This window comes from Escherichia sp. MOD1-EC5189, from assembly GCF_002966045.1.
Classification (GTDB): domain Bacteria; phylum Pseudomonadota; class Gammaproteobacteria; order Enterobacterales; family Enterobacteriaceae; genus Escherichia; species Escherichia coli_F.
On sequence record NZ_PTRX01000010.1, the window covers coordinates 60,636 to 79,941 of the forward strand.

13 protein-coding genes are annotated in these 19,306 nt (G+C 49.9%); 7 read left to right on the forward strand and 6 right to left on the reverse strand.

Going from position 1 to position 19,306, the window contains the following annotated elements; translation table 11 throughout:
• Nucleotides 1-165: 165 nt before the first annotated feature.
• Nucleotides 166-1,551, reverse strand: a complete 1,386-nt coding sequence (gene atoC, locus ATB02_RS10930; RefSeq protein ID WP_000125281.1) for an acetoacetate metabolism transcriptional regulator AtoC — start codon at nucleotides 1,549-1,551, stop codon at nucleotides 166-168.
• Nucleotides 1,548-3,374 carry a two-component system sensor histidine kinase AtoS gene (gene atoS, locus ATB02_RS10935; RefSeq protein WP_000559132.1) on the reverse strand — a complete coding sequence of 609 codons (1,827 nt, stop codon included), beginning with the start codon at nucleotides 3,372-3,374 and terminating at the stop codon, nucleotides 1,548-1,550. Before atoS ends, atoC begins: the two co-directional genes overlap by 4 nt.
• Before the next feature lie 166 nt (nucleotides 3,375-3,540).
• Here atoS and rcsC point away from each other — a divergent pair, with 166 nt between their 5' ends.
• Nucleotides 3,541-6,390, forward strand: a complete 2,850-nt coding sequence (gene rcsC, locus ATB02_RS10940; protein ID WP_000876047.1) for a two-component system sensor histidine kinase RcsC — start codon at nucleotides 3,541-3,543, stop codon at nucleotides 6,388-6,390.
• Nucleotides 6,391-6,588: 198 nt separating this feature from the next.
• On the opposite strand, the gene rcsB is transcribed toward rcsC, so the two are convergent.
• Together rcsB and rcsD are read right to left on the reverse strand one after the other, a co-directional pair.
• The gene (gene rcsB, locus ATB02_RS10945; RefSeq protein WP_001061917.1) at nucleotides 6,589-7,239 is read right to left on the reverse strand and encodes a response regulator transcription factor RcsB; all 651 of its coding nucleotides are present in this window, start codon (nucleotides 7,237-7,239) and stop codon (nucleotides 6,589-6,591) included.
• A 16-nt stretch (nucleotides 7,240-7,255) separates the two neighbouring features.
• Nucleotides 7,256-9,928 carry a phosphotransferase RcsD gene (gene rcsD, locus ATB02_RS10950; RefSeq protein ID WP_001249100.1) on the reverse strand — a complete coding sequence of 891 codons (2,673 nt, stop codon included), beginning with the start codon at nucleotides 9,926-9,928 and terminating at the stop codon, nucleotides 7,256-7,258.
• A 738-nt stretch (nucleotides 9,929-10,666) separates the two neighbouring features.
• Here rcsD and ompC point away from each other — a divergent pair.
• From ompC to mqo, 6 genes are all read left to right on the forward strand, one after another.
• Nucleotides 10,667-11,794, forward strand: coding sequence for a porin OmpC (gene ompC, locus ATB02_RS10965; RefSeq protein WP_088541289.1), 1,128 nt, complete (start codon nucleotides 10,667-10,669; stop codon nucleotides 11,792-11,794).
• 111 nt (nucleotides 11,795-11,905) lie between these two features.
• Nucleotides 11,906-12,961, forward strand: a complete 1,056-nt coding sequence (apbE, locus tag ATB02_RS10970) for an FAD:protein FMN transferase ApbE (protein ID WP_105271568.1) — start codon at nucleotides 11,906-11,908, stop codon at nucleotides 12,959-12,961.
• 73 nt (nucleotides 12,962-13,034) lie between these two features.
• Nucleotides 13,035-14,099, forward strand: coding sequence for a bifunctional DNA-binding transcriptional regulator/O6-methylguanine-DNA methyltransferase Ada (gene ada, locus ATB02_RS10975; protein ID WP_105271569.1), 1,065 nt, complete (start codon nucleotides 13,035-13,037; stop codon nucleotides 14,097-14,099).
• Nucleotides 14,099-14,749: a DNA oxidative demethylase AlkB gene (gene alkB, locus ATB02_RS10980; protein WP_000884932.1), complete on the forward strand. Its 651-nt coding sequence runs from the start codon at nucleotides 14,099-14,101 to the stop codon at nucleotides 14,747-14,749. The genes ada and alkB overlap by 1 nt, the downstream gene beginning before the upstream one ends.
• A 75-nt stretch (nucleotides 14,750-14,824) precedes the next feature.
• A complete protein-coding gene (gene yojI / locus ATB02_RS10985) occupies nucleotides 14,825-16,468 on the forward strand; it encodes a microcin J25 efflux ABC transporter YojI (RefSeq protein WP_105271570.1) in 1,644 nt (547 codons plus the stop codon).
• 217 nt (nucleotides 16,469-16,685) lie between these two features.
• Nucleotides 16,686-18,332 (forward strand): malate dehydrogenase (quinone), encoded by a 1,647-nt coding sequence (mqo, locus tag ATB02_RS10990; RefSeq protein WP_105271571.1) that lies wholly within the window; start codon nucleotides 16,686-16,688, stop codon nucleotides 18,330-18,332.
• A 149-nt stretch (nucleotides 18,333-18,481) separates the two neighbouring features.
• Here mqo and eco read toward each other — a convergent pair whose 3' ends face one another.
• A complete protein-coding gene (gene eco / locus ATB02_RS10995) occupies nucleotides 18,482-18,970 on the reverse strand; it encodes a serine protease inhibitor ecotin (protein WP_000849212.1) in 489 nt (162 codons plus the stop codon).
• Nucleotides 18,971-19,103: 133 nt separating this feature from the next.
• On the reverse strand, nucleotides 19,104-19,268 hold the full coding sequence (locus tag ATB02_RS26350; RefSeq protein ID WP_032193898.1) for a hypothetical protein: 165 nt from the start codon (nucleotides 19,266-19,268) through the stop codon (nucleotides 19,104-19,106).
• Nucleotides 19,269-19,306 lie beyond the last annotated feature (38 nt).

Below are 19,306 nucleotides of genomic sequence, written 5' to 3' on the forward strand. Positions count from 1 at the left end.
GGTACAGTCAGGGAATAGCAAGGGGAGTGCCAGAATGAAAATGTTTGATATTGTTTTTTAAATTATTGAATAGTAAGAATAAATAAGATGGGGATTAAGAGGTTGAATGAACGGCTATGCAGAAATTTGCGCACTGTGCAAATTTCTGCATAGCAAGTTTTGGTGTTATACATCCGCCGGATCGATACCATATTCCTGGAGTTTATACATCAATGCCCGGCGACTAATACCTAGCATTAAAGCAGTGCGGGTTCGGTTTCCTTCTTGTTGTTCCAGCACTTCCATAATGATGCGTTTTTCGACGCGTTTAATTTCCTCTTTTAAATTACGCTCACCGACAGGGGCTGTTTTTGCTTCACCAGCATTACAGACTGGCTGACGAATCTGCGGCGGAAGATCCTCAGAAAAAATGATCGGGCCTGAATTCATCACGACGGCGCGTTCAATAACGTTGGAAAGCTCTCGAATATTTCCCGGCCATGACCAGGCGGTAAGCAGTGACATTGCCATCGGATCGATGTCGATAATATCGCGCTGATTCTCACTACTGAATTTTTGCAAAAAGTGATTAGCTAACAGGGAAATATCTTCCCGGCGATCGCGCAGAGGCGGCAGTATTAAATGAATAACGTTAAGGCGATAAAAGAGATCTTCACGGAAGGTGCCTTCTTTTACCATTGCCTGCAAGTCACGGTTGGTGGCTGCAATGATGCGGATATCAACTTTTATGGTCTGATGACCGCCAATCCGTTCAAATTCCCGTTCCTGCAGAATGCGTAGTAATTTGGCTTGCAGTACCAGCGGCATTTCGCCAATTTCGTCGAGGAGCAGAGTACCTTCGTTGGCACGTTCAAATAATCCCTGACGCAAGGTTTGTGCACCAGTAAATGCACCTTTTTCATGACCAAACAGTTCACTTTCGAGCAACGATTCCGGCAGTGCCGCGCAGTTGACTTTAATGAACGGCCCCTTGGCCCGCCGCGAATTGTAGTGAATCGCTCTGGCAATCAACTCTTTCCCGGTGCCGCTTTCACCGCTAATCAAGACGCTGGCCTGAGAAAGGGCAATTTTGGCGGTGTCTTTGCAGATGTCCATCATCGCCGGGCTGTTGGTGAGAATGTGCCCCCATTGCCAGCTGGTGCTAAGTGCCTGGTGCAGATGACGGATCTCTTTTTTCATTGACTGGAGTTGTAAAGCGCGCTGAACGATTAAATTCAACTCATCGAGATCAAACGGTTTGATAACATAGTCGAAGGCTCCGCAGCGTAGTGCTTCGACGGCGGTTTCCACTTCAGCATAGGCCGTCATCAGAATAACGGGTGTCCGTGTCTCATGGCTGCGCATCTCCTTTAGTGCCTTGATGCCGTCCATCTCTGGCATGCGGATATCCATCAACACCACGTCAGGGTGAATATCGGCAAACAGGTGTAATGCTGTGCGCCCGTTGTTCGCACAATGTGTTTCGAATCCTTGTAGTGCAAAAGCGGTGCTCAGCATACGGCGAACATTATCTTCATCATCCACAATAAGGATGCGATTAATAGCAGTCATACAGTCTGATTTCCCTGCGGGTTGATCGGTAAAATAAGCGTGAAGGTTGCGCCGTAACCCGGCAAACTGGCGACGCGAATATCACCCTGATGGGCATTAATGATGCGTTGACTTAACGCCAGACCAAGCCCGGTTCCTGAGGCTTTGGTAGTGAAAAAGGGATCGAAGATCTTTTTTTGCAGCGAGAGATCAATGCCACTCCCGTTGTCCTCTATCGAAATGGCCTGTTGTGAATCGCTATACTGCCAGGTTCGAATGCGAATTTTCCCTCGTGCACTGATAGCCTGGACGGCATTGATCAGGATATTCAGTAGTACCTGTTTGAGCAGTTCACGATCGGCGTTAATCGGGCTTAATTCATTATCCAGTTCGCTTATGAAGTCGACCCGCGCTTGTACGCCGGCGGTTTGTACCAGTACCAGAGTTTCTTCAACCAATGCATTGAGGCTGACTTGTTGCCATTGACTGTGGCGTGGGCGTGAAAATTCGAGCAATTGCTGAATAACTTTGTTAATTGAATCGATTTCTTTGAGTACTACGGACAGATATTCCTGATGTATTGGGTCACTGGTTTGTTGGCGCAAGATCTGTACATAACCACGAATAGCCGTTAACGGATTACGTACTTCATGCGCCACGCCAGCCATCAGCTCACCCAGTGTGGCGAGGCGTTCTGCTTGCGCCATGCGGCGCTGGGTTTCTTTGCGGGCAGTTAAATCAGAGAAAATCACCAAAGCACCTATCATTTCACCGTGCGTGTTATGAATACGACTGGTAGTGACACTGAGTTCAATGGTGCGGTCACGGCCTGGAAAACTGATCTCCAGCGCCACATGTTCGGTGCCATGTTCCAGCGTATCCAGTACTGGACTGTAGAACTGAGTATTGTCGAACAACATGGAGTAAGGCTGCCCTACCAGTTCATGACGTTGATAGCCAGTGATGACTTCTGCTGCCGGGTTCATGGTGGTTACATCACCCTGGCGGTCAATGGCAATGACGCCATCGGCAGCGTTTTCAATAATCAGATCGTTAAGTGTTCGCGTTTCACGCAGTGCCTGGGCGAGGTTGTTGACACTCTGACTAATTTGCCCCATTTCACCGGGCAATTGTGGTAATCGAGTGGGAATATTTTGCGCCAGAGTCGCGAGACCATCGGTGATGATATCTATATTGGCGCTCAGGCGACGGGAGAAAAGGACAATCAACAGCAGGCTTATCAGCAAACCGGCGGTGAGCACAATGATAATCCTCACATCCATTTTCCAGGCCTGGCGGCGAATATCTTCGGTTAATTCATTGGCCCAGATATAACCGAGGATTTCACCATTACGCTCAATGGGGATCATTGAATTCAAAATATCGCCGCGCACCTGCCTGCCTGAATAAATCAAAGGAGTATTTGTACGCATGACTTCGCGACCAGGGTGATCTGCGGCAATAGTAACGCCCACATTATTCTGATACAGCGCTGAAGGCGCGTAAGTGATTATCGCATCCAGCGTTTTGTTGTAATAACCAGCACCTATGCCAGGAAAGGCGTGAGTGATATTTTCAGTAATGGGAGCAAGTTCTGCATTCAGTGCGTGGATTCGCTCCTCACGTGGTAAGTCGTTGTAGAGATCGTAGCGATCGCCTAGCGCCTGATTAAGCAGGTTGACCACGGCAGAAAGTTTTTTCTCTTTTTCAGATAAGACTGCTGAACGTCCTTCCGTTTCTACGATATAACCAATAGTAAGCGTTGGGACAATGACCATCAGGATTGCCATCAGGATCATTTGATTGCGTAAGCGGCGTGGATAAATCCACTTCATATAATGCATGCTGAATCCCACTAGTCTTGTCCGGTATATGACGATTATCAGAGGTTAAGGTGATGATTTCTCGGCGGTGTATCATATTCCAGAGAAGAGAGAACATTGCGGTAACACGCTTTTACCGCTACCTTAACCACACTCCATCGGTCACCTGAGGCGGAGCTTCGCCCCTTTGAAATACCTTGCTTCTTTTCGTACAACCCTGAAAGCCTCGCGCTACATGTTCAGAGCATTGGCGTTAGTGCTCTGGCTGTTGATTGCTTTTTCATCCGTTTTTTACATCGTTAATGCGTTGCATCAGCGAGAATCGGAAATTCGTCAGGAATTTAATCTGAGTTCCGATCAGGCTCAGCGCTTTATTCAACGCACCTCTGATGTGATGAAAGAGCTGAAGTACATAGCTGAAAATCGCTTATCGGCAGAAAACGGTGTGCTTTCGCCGCGTGGACGAGAAACGCAGGCAGATGTGCCTGTGTTTGAACCACTGTTTGCCGACTCCGATTGTTCCGCAATGAGTAACACCTGGCGAGGTTCTCTGGAGTCATTGGCGTGGTTTATGCGCTACTGGCGCGATAATTTCTCTGCGGCTTACGATCTCAACCGGGTATTTTTAATCGGCAGCGATAACCTCTGCATGGCCAATTTCGGTCTACGTGATATGCCAGTGGAACGCGATACCGCATTGAAAGCTTTGCATGAACGCATCAATAAATATCGAAATGCACCACAAGATGATAGCGGCAGTAACCTCTACTGGATCAGCGAAGGTCCGCGCCCTGGCGTCGGGTATTTTTACGCCTTGACGCCAGTTTATCTGGCGAACCGGTTGCAGGCGCTTTTAGGTGTCGAGCAGACTATCAGGATGGAGAACTTCTTCTTACCTGGTACATTGCCGATGGGGGTAACCATTCTTGATGAAAATGGTCATACCCTGATTTCGCTTACCGGACCGGAAAGCAAGATTAAGAGCGATCCTCGCTGGATGCAGGAACGTTCCTGGTTTGGCTATACGGAAGGGTTCCGGGAACTGGTGCTGAAGAAAAACCTGCCACCTTCATCGTTAAGCATCGTCTATTCGGTGCCGGTTGATAAGGTGCTGGAGCGCATTCGCATGTTGATCCTTAACGCGATTTTGCTGAATGTGCTTGCCGGAGCCGCGTTGTTTACTCTCGCACGGATGTACGAGCGGCGTATATTCATTCCTGCGGAAAGCGACGCCCTGCGACTGGAAGAGCATGAGCAGTTTAATCGCAAGATTGTCGCCTCCGCGCCAGTGGGTATCTGCATTTTGCGTACCGCTGATGGTGTTAATATTTTAAGTAACGAACTTGCGCATACCTATCTCAATATGCTTACGCATGAGGATCGCCAACGACTGACGCAAATTATCTGTGGTCAGCAGGTCAATTTTGTTGATGTCCTGACCAGCAACAATACCAATCTGCAAATCAGCTTCGTCCATTCGCGCTATCGTAATGAAAACGTGGCTATTTGTGTGCTGGTGGATGTTTCTTCGCGCGTGAAGATGGAAGAGTCGTTGCAGGAGATGGCACAAGCAGCGGAACAGGCGAGTCAGTCAAAATCGATGTTCCTTGCCACCGTAAGTCATGAGCTGCGAACGCCGCTGTATGGCATTATCGGTAACCTGGATCTGTTGCAAACCAAAGAGCTGCCAAAAGGCGTCGATCGTCTGGTGACGGCAATGAACAACTCTTCCAGCCTGTTGTTGAAAATTATCAGCGATATTCTCGATTTCTCGAAAATTGAATCAGAACAGTTGAAGATCGAACCGCGTGAGTTTTCACCGCGTGAAGTGATGAACCACATCACCGCCAACTATTTACCGCTGGTGGTACGCAAGCAGCTAGGCTTGTACTGCTTTATTGAACCGGATGTGCCAGTGGCCTTAAATGGCGACCCAATGCGTTTACAGCAGGTCATCTCCAACCTGTTGAGTAACGCCATAAAATTCACCGATACCGGCTGTATAGTTCTGCATGTTCGCGCTGATGGCGATTATCTCTCTATCCGTGTGCGTGATACGGGGGTGGGGATTCCGGCGAAAGAAGTGGTGCGCTTGTTTGATCCCTTCTTCCAGGTCGGCACGGGCGTACAGCGTAACTTCCAGGGGACCGGTCTGGGGCTGGCGATTTGTGAAAAACTGATCAGCATGATGGACGGCGACATCTCGGTAGATTCAGAACCGGGAATGGGCAGCCAGTTTACTGTGCGTATTCCGTTGTATGGCGCTCAGTACCCGCAGAAAAAAAGCGCGGAAGGGTTGAGCGGGAAACGCTGCTGGCTGGCAGTCCGCAATGCGTCGCTCTGTCAGTTCCTGGAAACCAGTTTGCAGCGCAGCGGCATAGTCGTTACAACATACGAAGGGCAGGAACCGACTCCCGAAGATGTGTTAATCACCGACGAGGTAGTGAGTAGAAAATGGCAGGGCAGAGCGGTAGTGACCTTCTGTCGTCGTCATATTGGTATTCCGCTGGAGAAAGCGCCCGGGGAGTGGGTACACAGTGTGGCGGCCCCGCATGAGCTACCGGCATTGCTGGCACGTATATATCTGATCGAGATGGAGAGCGATGATCCTGCTAACACTCTGCCGACGACGGACAAAGCGGTCAGCGATAATGACGATATGATGATTCTCGTCGTGGATGATCATCCGATTAACCGGCGTCTGCTTGCAGATCAGTTGGGATCGTTGGGCTATCAATGTAAAACCGCGAATGATGGCGTCGATGCGCTTAATGTACTTAGCAAGAATCATATTGATATCGTGCTTAGCGACGTCAACATGCCAAATATGGATGGTTACCGCTTGACGCAACGCATTCGTCAGTTGGGACTGACGTTGCCGGTAATCGGAGTAACTGCTAATGCGTTGGCTGAAGAGAAGCAGCGGTGTCTGGAGTCCGGTATGGACAGCTGCCTGTCGAAGCCGGTAACGCTGGATGTGATAAAACAGACGCTGACGGTATATGCCGAGAGGGTCAGGAAATCGCGGGAATCGTAGGCTTATAAGACATTTACGCCGCATCTGGCATTCAGTGCAAATGCCAGATGCGACGCTGGTGCGTCTTATCTGGCCTACTTTGTTGTAATCCATTGAAATAATGGGAATCGTAGGCCGGATAAGGCGTTTACGCCGCATCCGGCATTCAGTGCAAATGCCAGATGCGACGCTGACGCGTCTTATCTGGCCTACAGATGATTAGTCTTTATCTGCCGGACTTAAGGTCACAGAAGAGAGATAATTCAGCAGAGCAATATCGTTCTCGACACCCAGCTTCATCATCGCAGATTTCTTCTGGCTACTGATGGTTTTGATACTGCGGTTCAGCTTTTTAGCGATCTCGGTCACCAGGAAACCTTCCGCAAACAGGCGCAGAACTTCACTCTCTTTTGGCGAGAGACGCTTGTCACCATAACCGCCAGCACTGATTTTTTCTAACAGGCGAGAAACGCTTTCCGGGGTAAATTTCTTCCCTTTCTGCAGCGCGGCGAGAGCTTTCGGCAGATCGGTCGGTGCACCTTGTTTCAGCACGATCCCTTCGATATCCAGATCCAATACCGCACTAAGAATCGCCGGGTTGTTGTTCATGGTCAGAACGATGATCGACAGGCTTGGGAAATGGCGCTTGATGTACTTGATTAAGGTAATTCCATCGCCGTACTTATCGCCAGGCATGGAGAGATCGGTAATCAACACATGCGCATCCAGTTTCGGCAGGTTGTTGATCAGTGCTGTAGAGTCTTCAAATTCGCCGACAACATTCACCCACTCAATTTGCTCAAGTGATTTGCGAATACCGAACAAGACTATCGGATGGTCATCGGCAATAATTACGTTCATATTGTTCATGTAATAGGCTACCTTGCTACAGCAAGCTCTTGACATAACTGTCAATGTCGCTGATGTATTTTTCTATTCCTGGAACATCCTTCTCACGAATCAGATGTTCCAGCGTTTCACATAACTGCTTGCCGGGTACCAGATTTAGCATGGCAAATACGCCTTTAAGACGATGAGCCGTTTGGGCTAACGCAGCAAAGTCACTGGTTGCTGCTTCAGTATACAGCCTCTTAACATCATCCGGTACTGTGTCTACAAAGAGCGCATAATAGCCGCTGGCATGGAGTTGCGCATTTTCATCTCCGCCCAGAGGCGATTCTGTCACCTCTTCCTGCGCCAGTTGCACTTCAATTAATTGTAAGACCGCTTCCTGCATAGCGTTGCTCATATTGAAGTTGACGCACAATTGACCAGGCCCAATTTCCCGTACGCCAGACTCATCATCGCTTAAAAGCAAGCCAGAGGCAGTAAGATTAGACGGATTATCCGTTAAAAAGATATCATAATCTTGACTAATTAATCTTTCATCGGGTGTGATACAGGTTGCACCCCAATTTTCTAACTGGCGAGTGACAATATTCCGAATTTCTGCCGAAGTAACATCCACCATTATGCAGACATCATCCAGTAATCGTTCTTCTTCCTCTTCAACTTCCGGGTCAGCTGCGAGCATTTTGATATGCACAGAGTAGCGTGTACCAAGCCCATCCCGCGTTTTGATGTTTAAATGACCGCCCAGTTTACGTGCCAGTTGATCGCTCAGCCAGAATGCCAGCGGGTCCGCCTTGCCATAGCGATCGTTTTGGGTCTGGTTGATGAACGGGAAGTGCAAATTATCCATTTCATGAATGCTTACGCCTTCTCCGGTGTCCAGAATGCGGAACGTCAGGCGGTCTTCGGAGGACTCATCCTGATCAACCTCAAGGGTGATTTTTCCCAATTGCGTTGAGGTCACGGCATATTGCATCAGTAGTAGCAAAATACGTCGTAAGGCATCGCGATCGCCGCGGCGCATATCGTGTGCTTTCAGATGATTGTTAATCAGCAGTTGCAGACCTTTACGCTTGATGGCAGGCAATACTGAAGGCACAACTTCATCAATCAAATCCTGCACGGAGAACAGCTCCGTCTCACTTTTCCAGCTATCGTCCGCAAGCATATTCGCTAACTGTATTTCATCGACCAGCCGCACCAGCACATCTGCCTGATTCGCCAGTTGTTTGCCTTCCGGGGCGTTGAGTTTAGCCGCGCTCTCCGCCAGGGACTGTGCGGGTTCTTTCAGCGCATCACCAATGTTTTTCATAAAGGTCATCCGCCCCTGCTGGTTTTTCTCATACAGACGCTGCGCCTGCTTGAGTTTCTTGTTTACCAGCACTTCGCGATCCTGATCGCGAATAATGAAAATTTGTGTGCGCGGCGCAACCTGGCTGCGGAACATGCGGATCTCATACAGCTCGTTATTGATCGTCGCCTGAATAATCCCCTGATGCTGCTCCGCCATGGTAGTGATGTTTTGCAGATTTAAATGCGGCAGCAAATGATCGGCAATTTTGTTACTTATGACAGTGCGGTTCGATTCCTGATCGTGAACCAGCAGGCCGAGCGGCAGCAGTGAGACTATCTCTTCATTAATTGCCCGTAAAATGCGCAATTCGTTATTGACCGCCGTGCTGGGGACGCTTTCTGTACTGCGGCTGGAGAAATGGCGGAATGTGGTATAGCCAAATAACGCCAGCGCCAGCAAACCGATGTTCAGCAGCAGTGGCAGCAGAATGTTTTGCAACGTATCCAGCAATAAGGTGCCATAAGGAACCTGCCAGACCAGGCGCATATCGGTAGAGTTGAGTGCCGAGGAGATTTCAATCTTCGTACTGTTAAAGTGGATACTGACGCTATCCGTCCCTTCTTTCTCATTTTCATTGTTTCCCGTTGCCGTCGCGTCTGGCTCAAGGCGGAAACTGTCCAGCGGCATACCCGGTGGGATCAAATCATTAATCGGCAGATCAAAAGCAACGACCGTTGCCAGATGTCCCGGCTGGTTGAACGTGGTACGCAAGGTAAAGTAATGACCGTTCTGCCAGGCCAGGCGGCGCAGGTTAGAAAAACTTTCGCGTTCATCGAGCGCGTTGGCCTGTTGCAACATCTCTGCGCGACGTGAATCAACAATGTCGCTGACGGTCGATTCTTTAAATCCGGAGGTGAGATCTTTGAGGGGTAGGGTCGAGATCAGTACCAGACTGTTATCCTGACCATTCAGGTAATACATCGACCACGGTATATTTTCTGCGCCCCATAACGTGTCCAGATAGGTGGACATCCGTTGAGTCATCTCAAGCGTTGAGTTGTCGTGAGAGCCAAAGATTAACGCTTCCGTTTTGCGGCGTGGTTTTTCCAGATAGTAGACATCCTGTTTCAGGCGCGTCTCTTGTAAACCTTCGCCGGAGGAGGGGGAAGTCGTCGCGGCAATGTTGTCGTAAATCTGCCAGGTCACATAACGCCAGGTATCGACGCGCTTTTGGATAGCGTGGGTAATGTCGACAATCTGGTAACTTTTATCTTTCAGCCAGGCGTTAACGGCGCTTTGTACCATTACACCCATCGTCACCAGTAACACAATGATCAACAGTAAAAAGAAGCGGGTAATGCTCCCCGGTAGGAGTGAAAAGCGGGTCGTGGCCGTTGTCTCTTTCTGACGCATTCGTGTTTATGACCTGTTAAAACTTCGCGAAGTGATAGGGCAGTATAAAGGGTACAGTGTGAAATTCCAGACTCTTACCTGATTGATGATTCTCTATTCTCCCGTGATATTTATCATCCTGTATTGGGGGAAATAGATGTACAAGCGCCATTTTGCTGTACAAATAACCTACAAAAAGCCTAACGAAATTAATTGCAAATAAACGAAGATTGCTGGAAATTATGCTGATGTTAATTATTTGTGAAATAGTTAACAAGCGTTATAGTTTTCCTGTGGTAGCACAGAATAATGAAAAGTGTGTAAAGAAGGGTAAAAAAAACCGGATGCGAGGCATCCGGTTGAAATAGGGGTAAACAGACATTCAGAAATGAATGACGGTAATAAATAAAGTTAATGATGATAGCGGGAGATATTCTAGTTGCGAGTGAAGGTTTTGTTTTGACATTCAGTGCTGTCAAATACTTAAGAATAAGTTATTGATTTTAACCTTGAATTATTATTGCTTGATGTTAGGTGCTTATTTCGCCATTCCGCAATAATCTTAAAAAGTTCCCTTGTATTTACATTCTGAAACATCTATAGCGATAAATGAAACATCTTAAAAGTTTTAGTATCATATTCGTGTTGGATTATTCTGCATTTTTGGGGAGAATGGACTTGCCGACTGATTAATGAGGGTTAATCAGTATGCAGTGGCATAAAAAAGCAAATAAAGGCATATAACAGAGGGTTAATAACATGAAAGTTAAAGTACTGTCCCTCCTGGTCCCAGCTCTGCTGGTAGCAGGCGCAGCAAACGCTGCTGAAGTTTACAACAAAGACGGCAACAAATTAGATCTGTACGGTAAAGTAGACGGCCTGCACTATTTCTCTGACGACAAGTCTGTAGATGGCGACCAGACCTACATGCGTCTTGGCTTCAAAGGTGAAACTCAGGTTACTGACCAGCTGACCGGTTACGGCCAGTGGGAATATCAGATCCAGGGCAACGCTCCGGAAAGCGAAAACAACTCCTGGACCCGTGTGGCATTTGCTGGTCTGAAATTCCAGGACATTGGTTCTATCGACTACGGTCGTAACTACGGCGTAGTTTACGACGTAACTTCCTGGACCGACGTCCTGCCAGAATTCGGTGGCGACACCTACGGTTCTGACAACTTCATGCAGCAGCGTGGTAACGGCTTCGCGACCTACCGTAACACTGACTTCTTCGGTCTGGTTGACGGCCTGAACTTTGCTGTTCAGTACCAGGGCCAGAATGGCAGCGTAAGCGGTGAAAATGATCCGGATTTCACTGGTCATGGCATCACCAACAATGGTCGTAAAGCTCTGCGTCAGAACGGCGACGGCGTTGGTGGATCTATCACTTATGATTACGAAGGCTTTGGTATCGGTGGTGCGATCTCCAGCTCCAAACGTACCTGGGATCAGAACAACACTGGTCTGATCGGTACTGGCGACCGTGCTGAAACCTACACTGGCGGTCTGAAATACGACGCTAACAACATCTACCTGGCTGCTCAGTACACCCAGACCTACAACGCAACTCGCGTAGGTTCCCTGGGTTGGGCGAACAAAGCACAGAACTTCGAAGCTGTTGCTCAGTACCAGTTCGACTTCGGTCTGCGTCCGTCCCTGGCTTACCTGCAGTCTAAAGGTAAAAACCTGGGTGTCATCAAAGGTCGTAACTACGACGACGAAGATATCCTGAAATATGTTGATGTTGGTGCTACTTACTACTTCAACAAAAACATGTCCACCTATGTTGACTACAAAATCAACCTGCTGGACGACAACCAGTTCACTCGTGACGCTGGCATCAACACTGATAACATCGTAGCTCTGGGTCTGGTTTACCAGTTCTAATCTCGATTGATATCGAACAAAGGGCCTGCGGGCCCTTTTTTCATTGTTTTCAGCGTACAAACTCAGTTTTATGGTGTACTCTTGCGACCGTTCGCATGAGGATAATCACGTATGGAAATAAGCTTTACCCGCGTGGCACTGCTGGCTGCCGCGCTCTTCTTTGTTGGTTGCGATCAAAAACCACAACCCGCCAAAACCCACGCTATTGAAGTTACCGTTCTCGAAGGCAAAACCATGGGTACCTTCTGGCGTGCCAGCATTCCGGGCATTGACGCCAAACGCAGTGCCGAACTTAAAGAAAAGATTCAGACCCAGCTGGACGCTGACGATCAGCTGCTTTCGACCTATAAAAAAGATTCCGCGCTGATGCGATTTAACGACTCGCAAAGTTTATCGCCGTGGCCGGTAAGTGAAGCGATGGCCGATATCGTCACTACCTCGCTGCGCATTGGCGCAAGGACCGATGGTGCGATGGATATAACCGTCGGGCCGCTGGTGAATCTGTGGGGCTTTGGCCCGGAACAACAGCCGGTTCAAATTCCGAGCCAGGAACAGATCGATGCGATGAAAGCCAAAACCGGCTTACAGCACCTGACGGTCATTAATCAGTCGCATCAGCAATATCTGCAAAAAGACCTGCCGGAATTATATGTCGATCTCTCCACCGTCGGCGAAGGCTATGCGGCGGATCATCTGGCACGCTTGATGGAGCAGGAAGGGATTTCCCGCTATCTGGTGTCGGTGGGCGGCGCGCTGAACAGCCGTGGTATGAACGGTGAAGGCCAGCCGTGGCGGGTAGCGATTCAAAAACCAACCGATAAAGAAAACGCGGTTCAGGCCGTGGTGGATATCAACGGTCATGGCATTAGCACCTCTGGCAGCTACCGTAACTATTACGAACTGGACGGCAAACGTCTTTCCCATGTTATCGATCCGCAAACCGGGCGTCCCATCGAACACAATCTGGTATCCGTGACGGTGATTGCCCCGACGGCGCTGGAAGCCGATGCCTGGGATACTGGCTTAATGGTACTCGGGCCGGAGAAAGCCAAAGAGGTTGTTCGCCGGGAAGGGCTGGCGGTTTATATGATCACCAAAGAGGGCGATAGCTTTAAAACCTGGATGTCGCCGCAGTTTAAAAGCTTCCTTATCAGCGAAAAAAATTAAAGCGCAAGATTGTTGGTTTTTGCGTGATGGTGACCGGGCAGACTAAAGGCTATCCTTAACCAGGGAGCTGATTATGAAAAACGCCACATGCTTAACTGACGATCAACGCTGGCAATCTATCTTAGCCCGCGACCCGAACGCCGACGGCGAATTCGTTTTCGCCGTGCGCACCACGGGTATTTTTTGCCGTCCGTCTTGCCGAGCCAGACATGCCTTGCGGGAAAATGTCTCCTTCTACGCAAATGCCAGCGAGGCACTCGCCGCCGGATTTCGCCCCTGCAAACGTTGTCAGCCAGACAAAGCCAATCCCCGGCAACATCGCCTTGATAAAATTACCCACGCCTGCCGACTGCTGGAACAGGAAACGCCTGTAACGCTGGAAGCCTTAGCCGACCAGGTGGCGATGAGTCCGTTCCATCTGCATCGGTTGTTTAAAGCGACTACCGGAATGACGCCTAAAGCCTGGCAACAGGCCTGGCGCGCTCGCCGTTTGCGTGAATCGCTGGCGAAAGGGGAGAGCGTGACGACGTCTATTCTTAACGCCGGATTCCCCGACAGCAGCAGTTACTACCGCAAAGCTGACGAAACGCTGGGCATGACGGCTAAACAATTCCGTCATGGTGGCGAAAATCTGGCGGTGCGTTACGCGCTGGCTGATTGTGAGCTGGGCCGTTGCCTGGTGGCAGAAAGCGAGCGGGGGATTTGCGCGATATTGCTGGGCGATGATGACGCGACGCTAATCAGCGAGTTGCAGCAGATGTTTCCCGCTGCCGACAACGCGCCTGCCGATCTGACGTTTCAGCAACATGTGCGTGAAGTGATCGCCAGCCTCAATCAACGCGATACGCCGCTGACGTTACCGCTGGACATTCGCGGCACTGCTTTTCAGCAACAAGTCTGGCAGGCACTGCGCACGATACCTTGTGGTGAAACCGTCAGTTATCAGCAACTGGCGAACGCCATCGGCAAACCGAAAGCGGTACGGGCCGTTGCCAGCGCCTGTGCAGCCAACAAGCTCGCTATCGTAATACCCTGTCATCGGGTAGTCCGTGGTGATGGCACACTTTCCGGTTACCGCTGGGGCGTGTCGCGCAAAGCGCAACTGCTGCGCAGAGAAGCTGAAAATGAGGAGAGGTAATGTTGGATCTGTTTGCCGATGCTGAACCGTGGCAAGAACCACTGGCGGCTGGAGCGGTGATTTTGCACCGTTTTGCTTTTAACGCTGCGGAGCAACTGATCCGCGATATTAATGACGTTGCCAGCCAGTCGCCGTTTCGCCAGATGGTCACTCCAGGCGGATATACCATGTCGGTGGCGATGACCAACTGTGGGCATCTGGGCTGGACGACCAATCGGCAAGGTTATCTCTATTCGCCCATTGATCCGCAAACAAATAAACCGTGGCCCGCCATGCCGCAGAGTTTTCATAATTTATGTCAACGTGCGGCGACGGCGGCGGGCTATCCAGATTTCCAGCCAGATGCTTGTCTTATCAACCGCTACGCTCCTGGCGCGAAACTGTCGCTGCATCAGGATAAAGACGAACCGGATCTGCGTGCGCCAATAGTTTCTGTTTCTCTGGGCTTACCCGCGATTTTTCAATTTGGTGGCCTGAAACGAAATGATCCGCTCAAACGTTTATTGCTGGAACATGGCGATGTGGTGGTATGGGGCGGTGAATCGCGGCTGTTTTATCACGGCATTCAACCGTTGAAAGCGGGCTTTCATCCACTCACCGCCGACTGCCGCTACAACCTGACATTCCGTCAGGCAGGTAAAAAAGAATAAAAATAAGAATTATTATTGCTGTGCGCGCGGAGATGTTTAAACTGCGGGCTGTAATTCATTGTCCGGGTTTTTTGCATGGAACTTCTTGTACTTGTCTGGCGGCAGTATCGCTGGCCATTTATCAGTGTGATGGCGCTAAGCCTCGCCAGTGCGGCATTAGGCATTGGCTTAATTGCTTTTATCAATCAGCGCCTTATCGAAACGGCGGATACCAGTCTGCTGGTGTTGCCGGAGTTTCTCGGTTTATTGCTGCTGTTAATGGCGGTGACGCTAGGTTCGCAACTGGCGCTCACCACTCTGGGGCATCATTTCGTTTACCGACTGCGTAGCGAATTTATCAAGCGGATTCTGGATACTCACGTCGAGCGTATCGAACAACTCGGTAGCGCCTCGTTGCTGGCGGGGTTAACCAGCGATGTGCGCAATATCACTATTGCGTTTGTTCGTCTGCCAGAACTGGTGCAGGGGATCATTCTCACTATCGGTTCGGCGGCGTATCTGTGGATGCTGTCGGGCAAGATGTTGCTGGTAACGGCTATCTGGATGGCGGTCACCATCTGGGGCGGTTTTGTACTGGTGGCGCGGGTTTACAAACATATGGCGACCCTGCGTGAAACCGAAGACAAGCTGTACACGGATTTTCAAACTGTACTCGAAGGGCGCAAAGAGCTGACTCTTAACCGTGAACGCGCCGAGTATGTGTTTAACAACCTCTACATTCCTGATGCGCAAGAGTATCGCCATCATATCATCCGCGCAGACACCTTCCATCTTAGTGCTGTGAACTGGTCAAACATCATGATGCTGGGCGCAATCGGCCTGGTGTTCTGGATGGCGAACAGTCTCGGTTGGGCTGATACCAACGTTGCCGCGACCTATTCGCTAACGCTGTTATTCCTGCGTACGCCGCTGCTTTCGGCGGTTGGCGCATTACCGACGCTGCTGACGGCGCAGGTGGCGTTTAACAAGCTGAATAAATTCGCACTCGCGCCTTTCAAAGCAGAGTTTCCGCGTCCGCAGACGTTTCCCAACTGGCAAACGCTGGAGCTGCGCAATGTTACGTTTGCATATCAGGATAACGCGTTTTCCGTTGGGCCGATTAACCTCACCATTAAACGTGGCGAACTGCTGTTTCTGATTGGCGGCAACGGTAGCGGAAAATCGACGCTGGCGATGTTGCTGACGGGCTTGTATCAGCCACAAAGCGGCGAAATCTTGCTGGATGGCAACCCTGTCAGCGGCGAACAACCGGAAGATTATCGCAAACTGTTTTCGGCAGTGTTTACCGATGTCTGGCTGTTTGATCAACTGCTGGGGCCGGAGGGGCAACCCGCTAACCCGCAACTGGTTGAGAAGTGGCTGGCGCAGCTGAAAATGGCTCATAAGCTTGAGTTAAGCAACGGGCGTATTGTTAACCTGAAGTTATCAAAAGGGCAGAAAAAACGCGTGGCGCTGTTGCTGGCTTTGGCTGAAGAACGCGATATTATCCTGTTGGATGAATGGGCGGCAGATCAGGACCCACACTTCCGTCGTGAGTTTTATCAGGTGCTGCTGCCGCTGATGCAGGAGATGGGTAAAACGATTTTCGCCATCAGTCATGATGATCATTACTTTATCCACGCCGACCGTCTGCTGGAAATGCGCAATGGGCAACTTAGCGAGCTGAAGGGCGAAGAGCGCGATGCTGCTTCGCGTGATGCCGTTGCCCGGACGGCATAATATTTCGACGCTGACCTGGCGGACTGCTGCCGCCAGGTCAATATTCTAAAAAACCCTTCGTTTCTAATAACCCTATAATTAATCAACGAAATTATAATGTTTCTAAAATTAGAATATAATTTATAAACATTATTTAAATGTTGTTACTTAAGTGTTACCGTTGATGCCGCGCAAATCTCACCTGCAATAAAGCGACTAAAAGTAAGGCATTAACAAGATGAAAAAAGTGACTGCCATGCTCTTCTCGATGGCCGTGGGGCTTAATGCCGTTTCGATGACGGCAAAAGCGAAAGCGTCCGAGGAGCAGGAAACTGATGTACTGTTGATTGGCGGCGGCATTATGAGCGCCACGTTGGGGACCTATTTACGCGAGCTGGAGCCTGAATGGTCGATGACCATGGTGGAGCGCCTGGAGGGTGTCGCGCAGGAGAGTTCGAACGGCTGGAACAACGCCGGAACCGGGCATTCTGCACTGATGGAACTCAATTACACCCCGCAAAACGCCGATGGCAGCATCAGTATTGAAAAAGCAGTCGCCATTAACGAAGCATTTCAGATTTCCCGCCAGTTCTGGGCGCACCAGGTCGAGCGCGGTGTACTGCGTACTCCGCGTTCATTTATCAATACCGTTCCGCACATGAGTTTTGTCTGGGGCGAGGATAACGTCAATTTCCTGCGCGCCCGTTACGCCGCATTGCAACAAAGCTCGCTGTTTCGTGGCATGCGTTACTCTGAAGATCACGCGCAGATCAAGGAGTGGGCACCATTAGTGATGGAAGGGCGCGATCCGCAACAGAAAGTAGCAGCAACACGCACAGAAATTGGCACTGATGTGAACTATGGCGAGATCACCCGCCAGTTGATCGCCTCCTTACAGAAGAAATCTAACTTCTCGCTGCAACTCAGCAGCGAAGTCCGCGCCCTAAAGCGTAATGACGATAACAGCTGGACCGTCACCGTTGCCGATCTGAAAAACGGCACAGCACAGAACATCCGCGCGAAATTTGTCTTTATCGGCGCGGGCGGTGCAGCGTTGAAGCTGTTACAGGAATCCGGTATTCCGGAAGCGAAAGACTACGCCGGTTTCCCGGTGGGCGGACAGTTCCTTGTCTCGGAAAACCCGGACGTGGTTAATCACCATCTGGCGAAGGTTTACGGTAAAGCCTCCGTTGGCGCACCACCGATGTCGGTTCCGCATATCGATACCCGTGTTCTTGACGGTAAACGCGTCGTGCTGTTTGGGCCATTTGCCACCTTCTCAACCAAATTCCTCAAAAACGGTTCATTGTGGGATCTGATGAGTTCCACCACCACCTCAAACGTGATGCCGATGATGCACGTTGGGCTGGATAATTTCGATCTGGTGAAATATCTGGTGAGTCAGGTGATGTTGAGTGAAGAGGATCGTTTTGAAGCGTTGAAAGAGTACTATCCGCAGGCGAAAAAAGAGGACTGGCGTTTGTGGCAAGCGGGGCAGCGCGTGCAGATTATCAAGCGTGATGCCGAGAAAGGTGGCGTACTGCGTCTGGGTACCGAAGTGGTCAGCGACCAACAAGGGACTATTGCCGCGCTGCTGGGGGCATCGCCAGGGGCGTCAACCGCCGCGCCGATTATGTTGAATCTGCTGGAAAAAGTATTTGGCGATCGCGTTTCCAGCCCACAATGGCAGGCTACGTTGAAAGCGATCGTTCCGTCTTATGGACGCAAGCTGAACGGTGATGTAGCGGCAACCGAACGCGAGTTGCAGTACACCAGCGAAGTGCTGGGGCTGAAATACGACAAGCCGCAGGTGGCGGACAGTACGCCAAAACCGCAGTTGAAGATGCAACCCGTTCAAAAAGAAGTCGCGGATATTGCGTTGTAATGATGTGCCACATCCGGCATGGTATGCCGGATGTGGCGTATGCTGATAAGACGCGCCAGCGTCGCATCAGTCAACCGGCTTGGGCGTTAGATGTCGGATGCGGCGTGACCGCCTTATCCGACCTACGGGGTGGAGCACTTCACGGCAGTTTAGCGGACTACCGCGTTGTCAATTTTCTCTTCCGCCTTCCAGATGCGGTATTTCACATCTACATTGTCTGGCGTATACACCACGATCGGCAGCTTGCTGTTGTAACGCAGCATTCCAGCATCGCCCAGATACGCGGTGACAAATTTCTTCTCTTTCTTGCCATCCGGGCAGGCCATCATCGTGGAAACCGGTGAGCTAACTTTATCAAAGACGTAATAATCATAGCCCCAGCCTTCCAGCGTTTTGCTTTCCAGCTTCCCGCCGAGACGATGCAAATTGCAATCGACTTCCAGCGTCTGACCGATTAACAGTTCTACTTTCAGGGTAGATTCATCTTCTTGCGGGGTTAACTGAATCACCTGACGCTTCATGCCTTTTTCAGCTTGCGGATAAGGCGCGATTTTTTCCAGTGGCTGGACGCTCTCTGCCGCCCAGGCGGAAGTGGTAGCGAAAGCGGCAAACAATACTGCAGGTAGAATGGTCTTCATTGTTGTATTCCCTTCGTCATTTATAGGTTTTCACCGATGATGTCGCTGAAGGTTAACATATTCATCAGATTTATTAATTTGCTTTATGAATAACTAAAAGAACATTCAGACAATTTTACCTTCTCTTTTAGTGTTAAATTCTGAGGAGTGGTAAAGCCTTGAGAAATATCTCTGGCGAATTAATCGCTATATAAATATGTTTATAACCATTTGAAATGTGAGCAAAAGCCCGTTTTTGCCACGCTTCCCGCCACTCTTTTGATCCTGCTACAGGTTTTACCTCGATCGGGGTATGCATCTTTGACACATCCTTTAATATCTTAGCGGCTATAAAAA

Coding starts and splice junctions, on each gene's coding strand:
- atoC (WP_000125281.1), bottom strand. CDS start 1,551: ATGACTGCTATTAATCGCATCCTTATTGTGGATGATGAAGATAATGTT.
- atoS (WP_000559132.1), bottom strand. CDS start 3,374: ATGCATTATATGAAGTGGATTTATCCACGCCGCTTACGCAATCAAATG.
- rcsB (WP_001061917.1), bottom strand. CDS start 7,239: ATGAACAATATGAACGTAATTATTGCCGATGACCATCCGATAGTCTTG.
- rcsD (WP_001249100.1), bottom strand. CDS start 9,928: ATGCGTCAGAAAGAGACAACGGCCACGACCCGCTTTTCACTCCTACCG.
- ompC (WP_088541289.1), top strand. CDS start 10,667: ATGAAAGTTAAAGTACTGTCCCTCCTGGTCCCAGCTCTGCTGGTAGCA.
- apbE (WP_105271568.1), top strand. CDS start 11,906: ATGGAAATAAGCTTTACCCGCGTGGCACTGCTGGCTGCCGCGCTCTTC.
- ada (WP_105271569.1), top strand. CDS start 13,035: ATGAAAAACGCCACATGCTTAACTGACGATCAACGCTGGCAATCTATC.
- alkB (WP_000884932.1), top strand. CDS start 14,099: ATGTTGGATCTGTTTGCCGATGCTGAACCGTGGCAAGAACCACTGGCG.
- yojI (WP_105271570.1), top strand. CDS start 14,825: ATGGAACTTCTTGTACTTGTCTGGCGGCAGTATCGCTGGCCATTTATC.
- mqo (WP_105271571.1), top strand. CDS start 16,686: ATGAAAAAAGTGACTGCCATGCTCTTCTCGATGGCCGTGGGGCTTAAT.
- eco (WP_000849212.1), bottom strand. CDS start 18,970: ATGAAGACCATTCTACCTGCAGTATTGTTTGCCGCTTTCGCTACCACT.
- ATB02_RS26350 (WP_032193898.1), bottom strand. CDS start 19,268: ATGCATACCCCGATCGAGGTAAAACCTGTAGCAGGATCAAAAGAGTGG.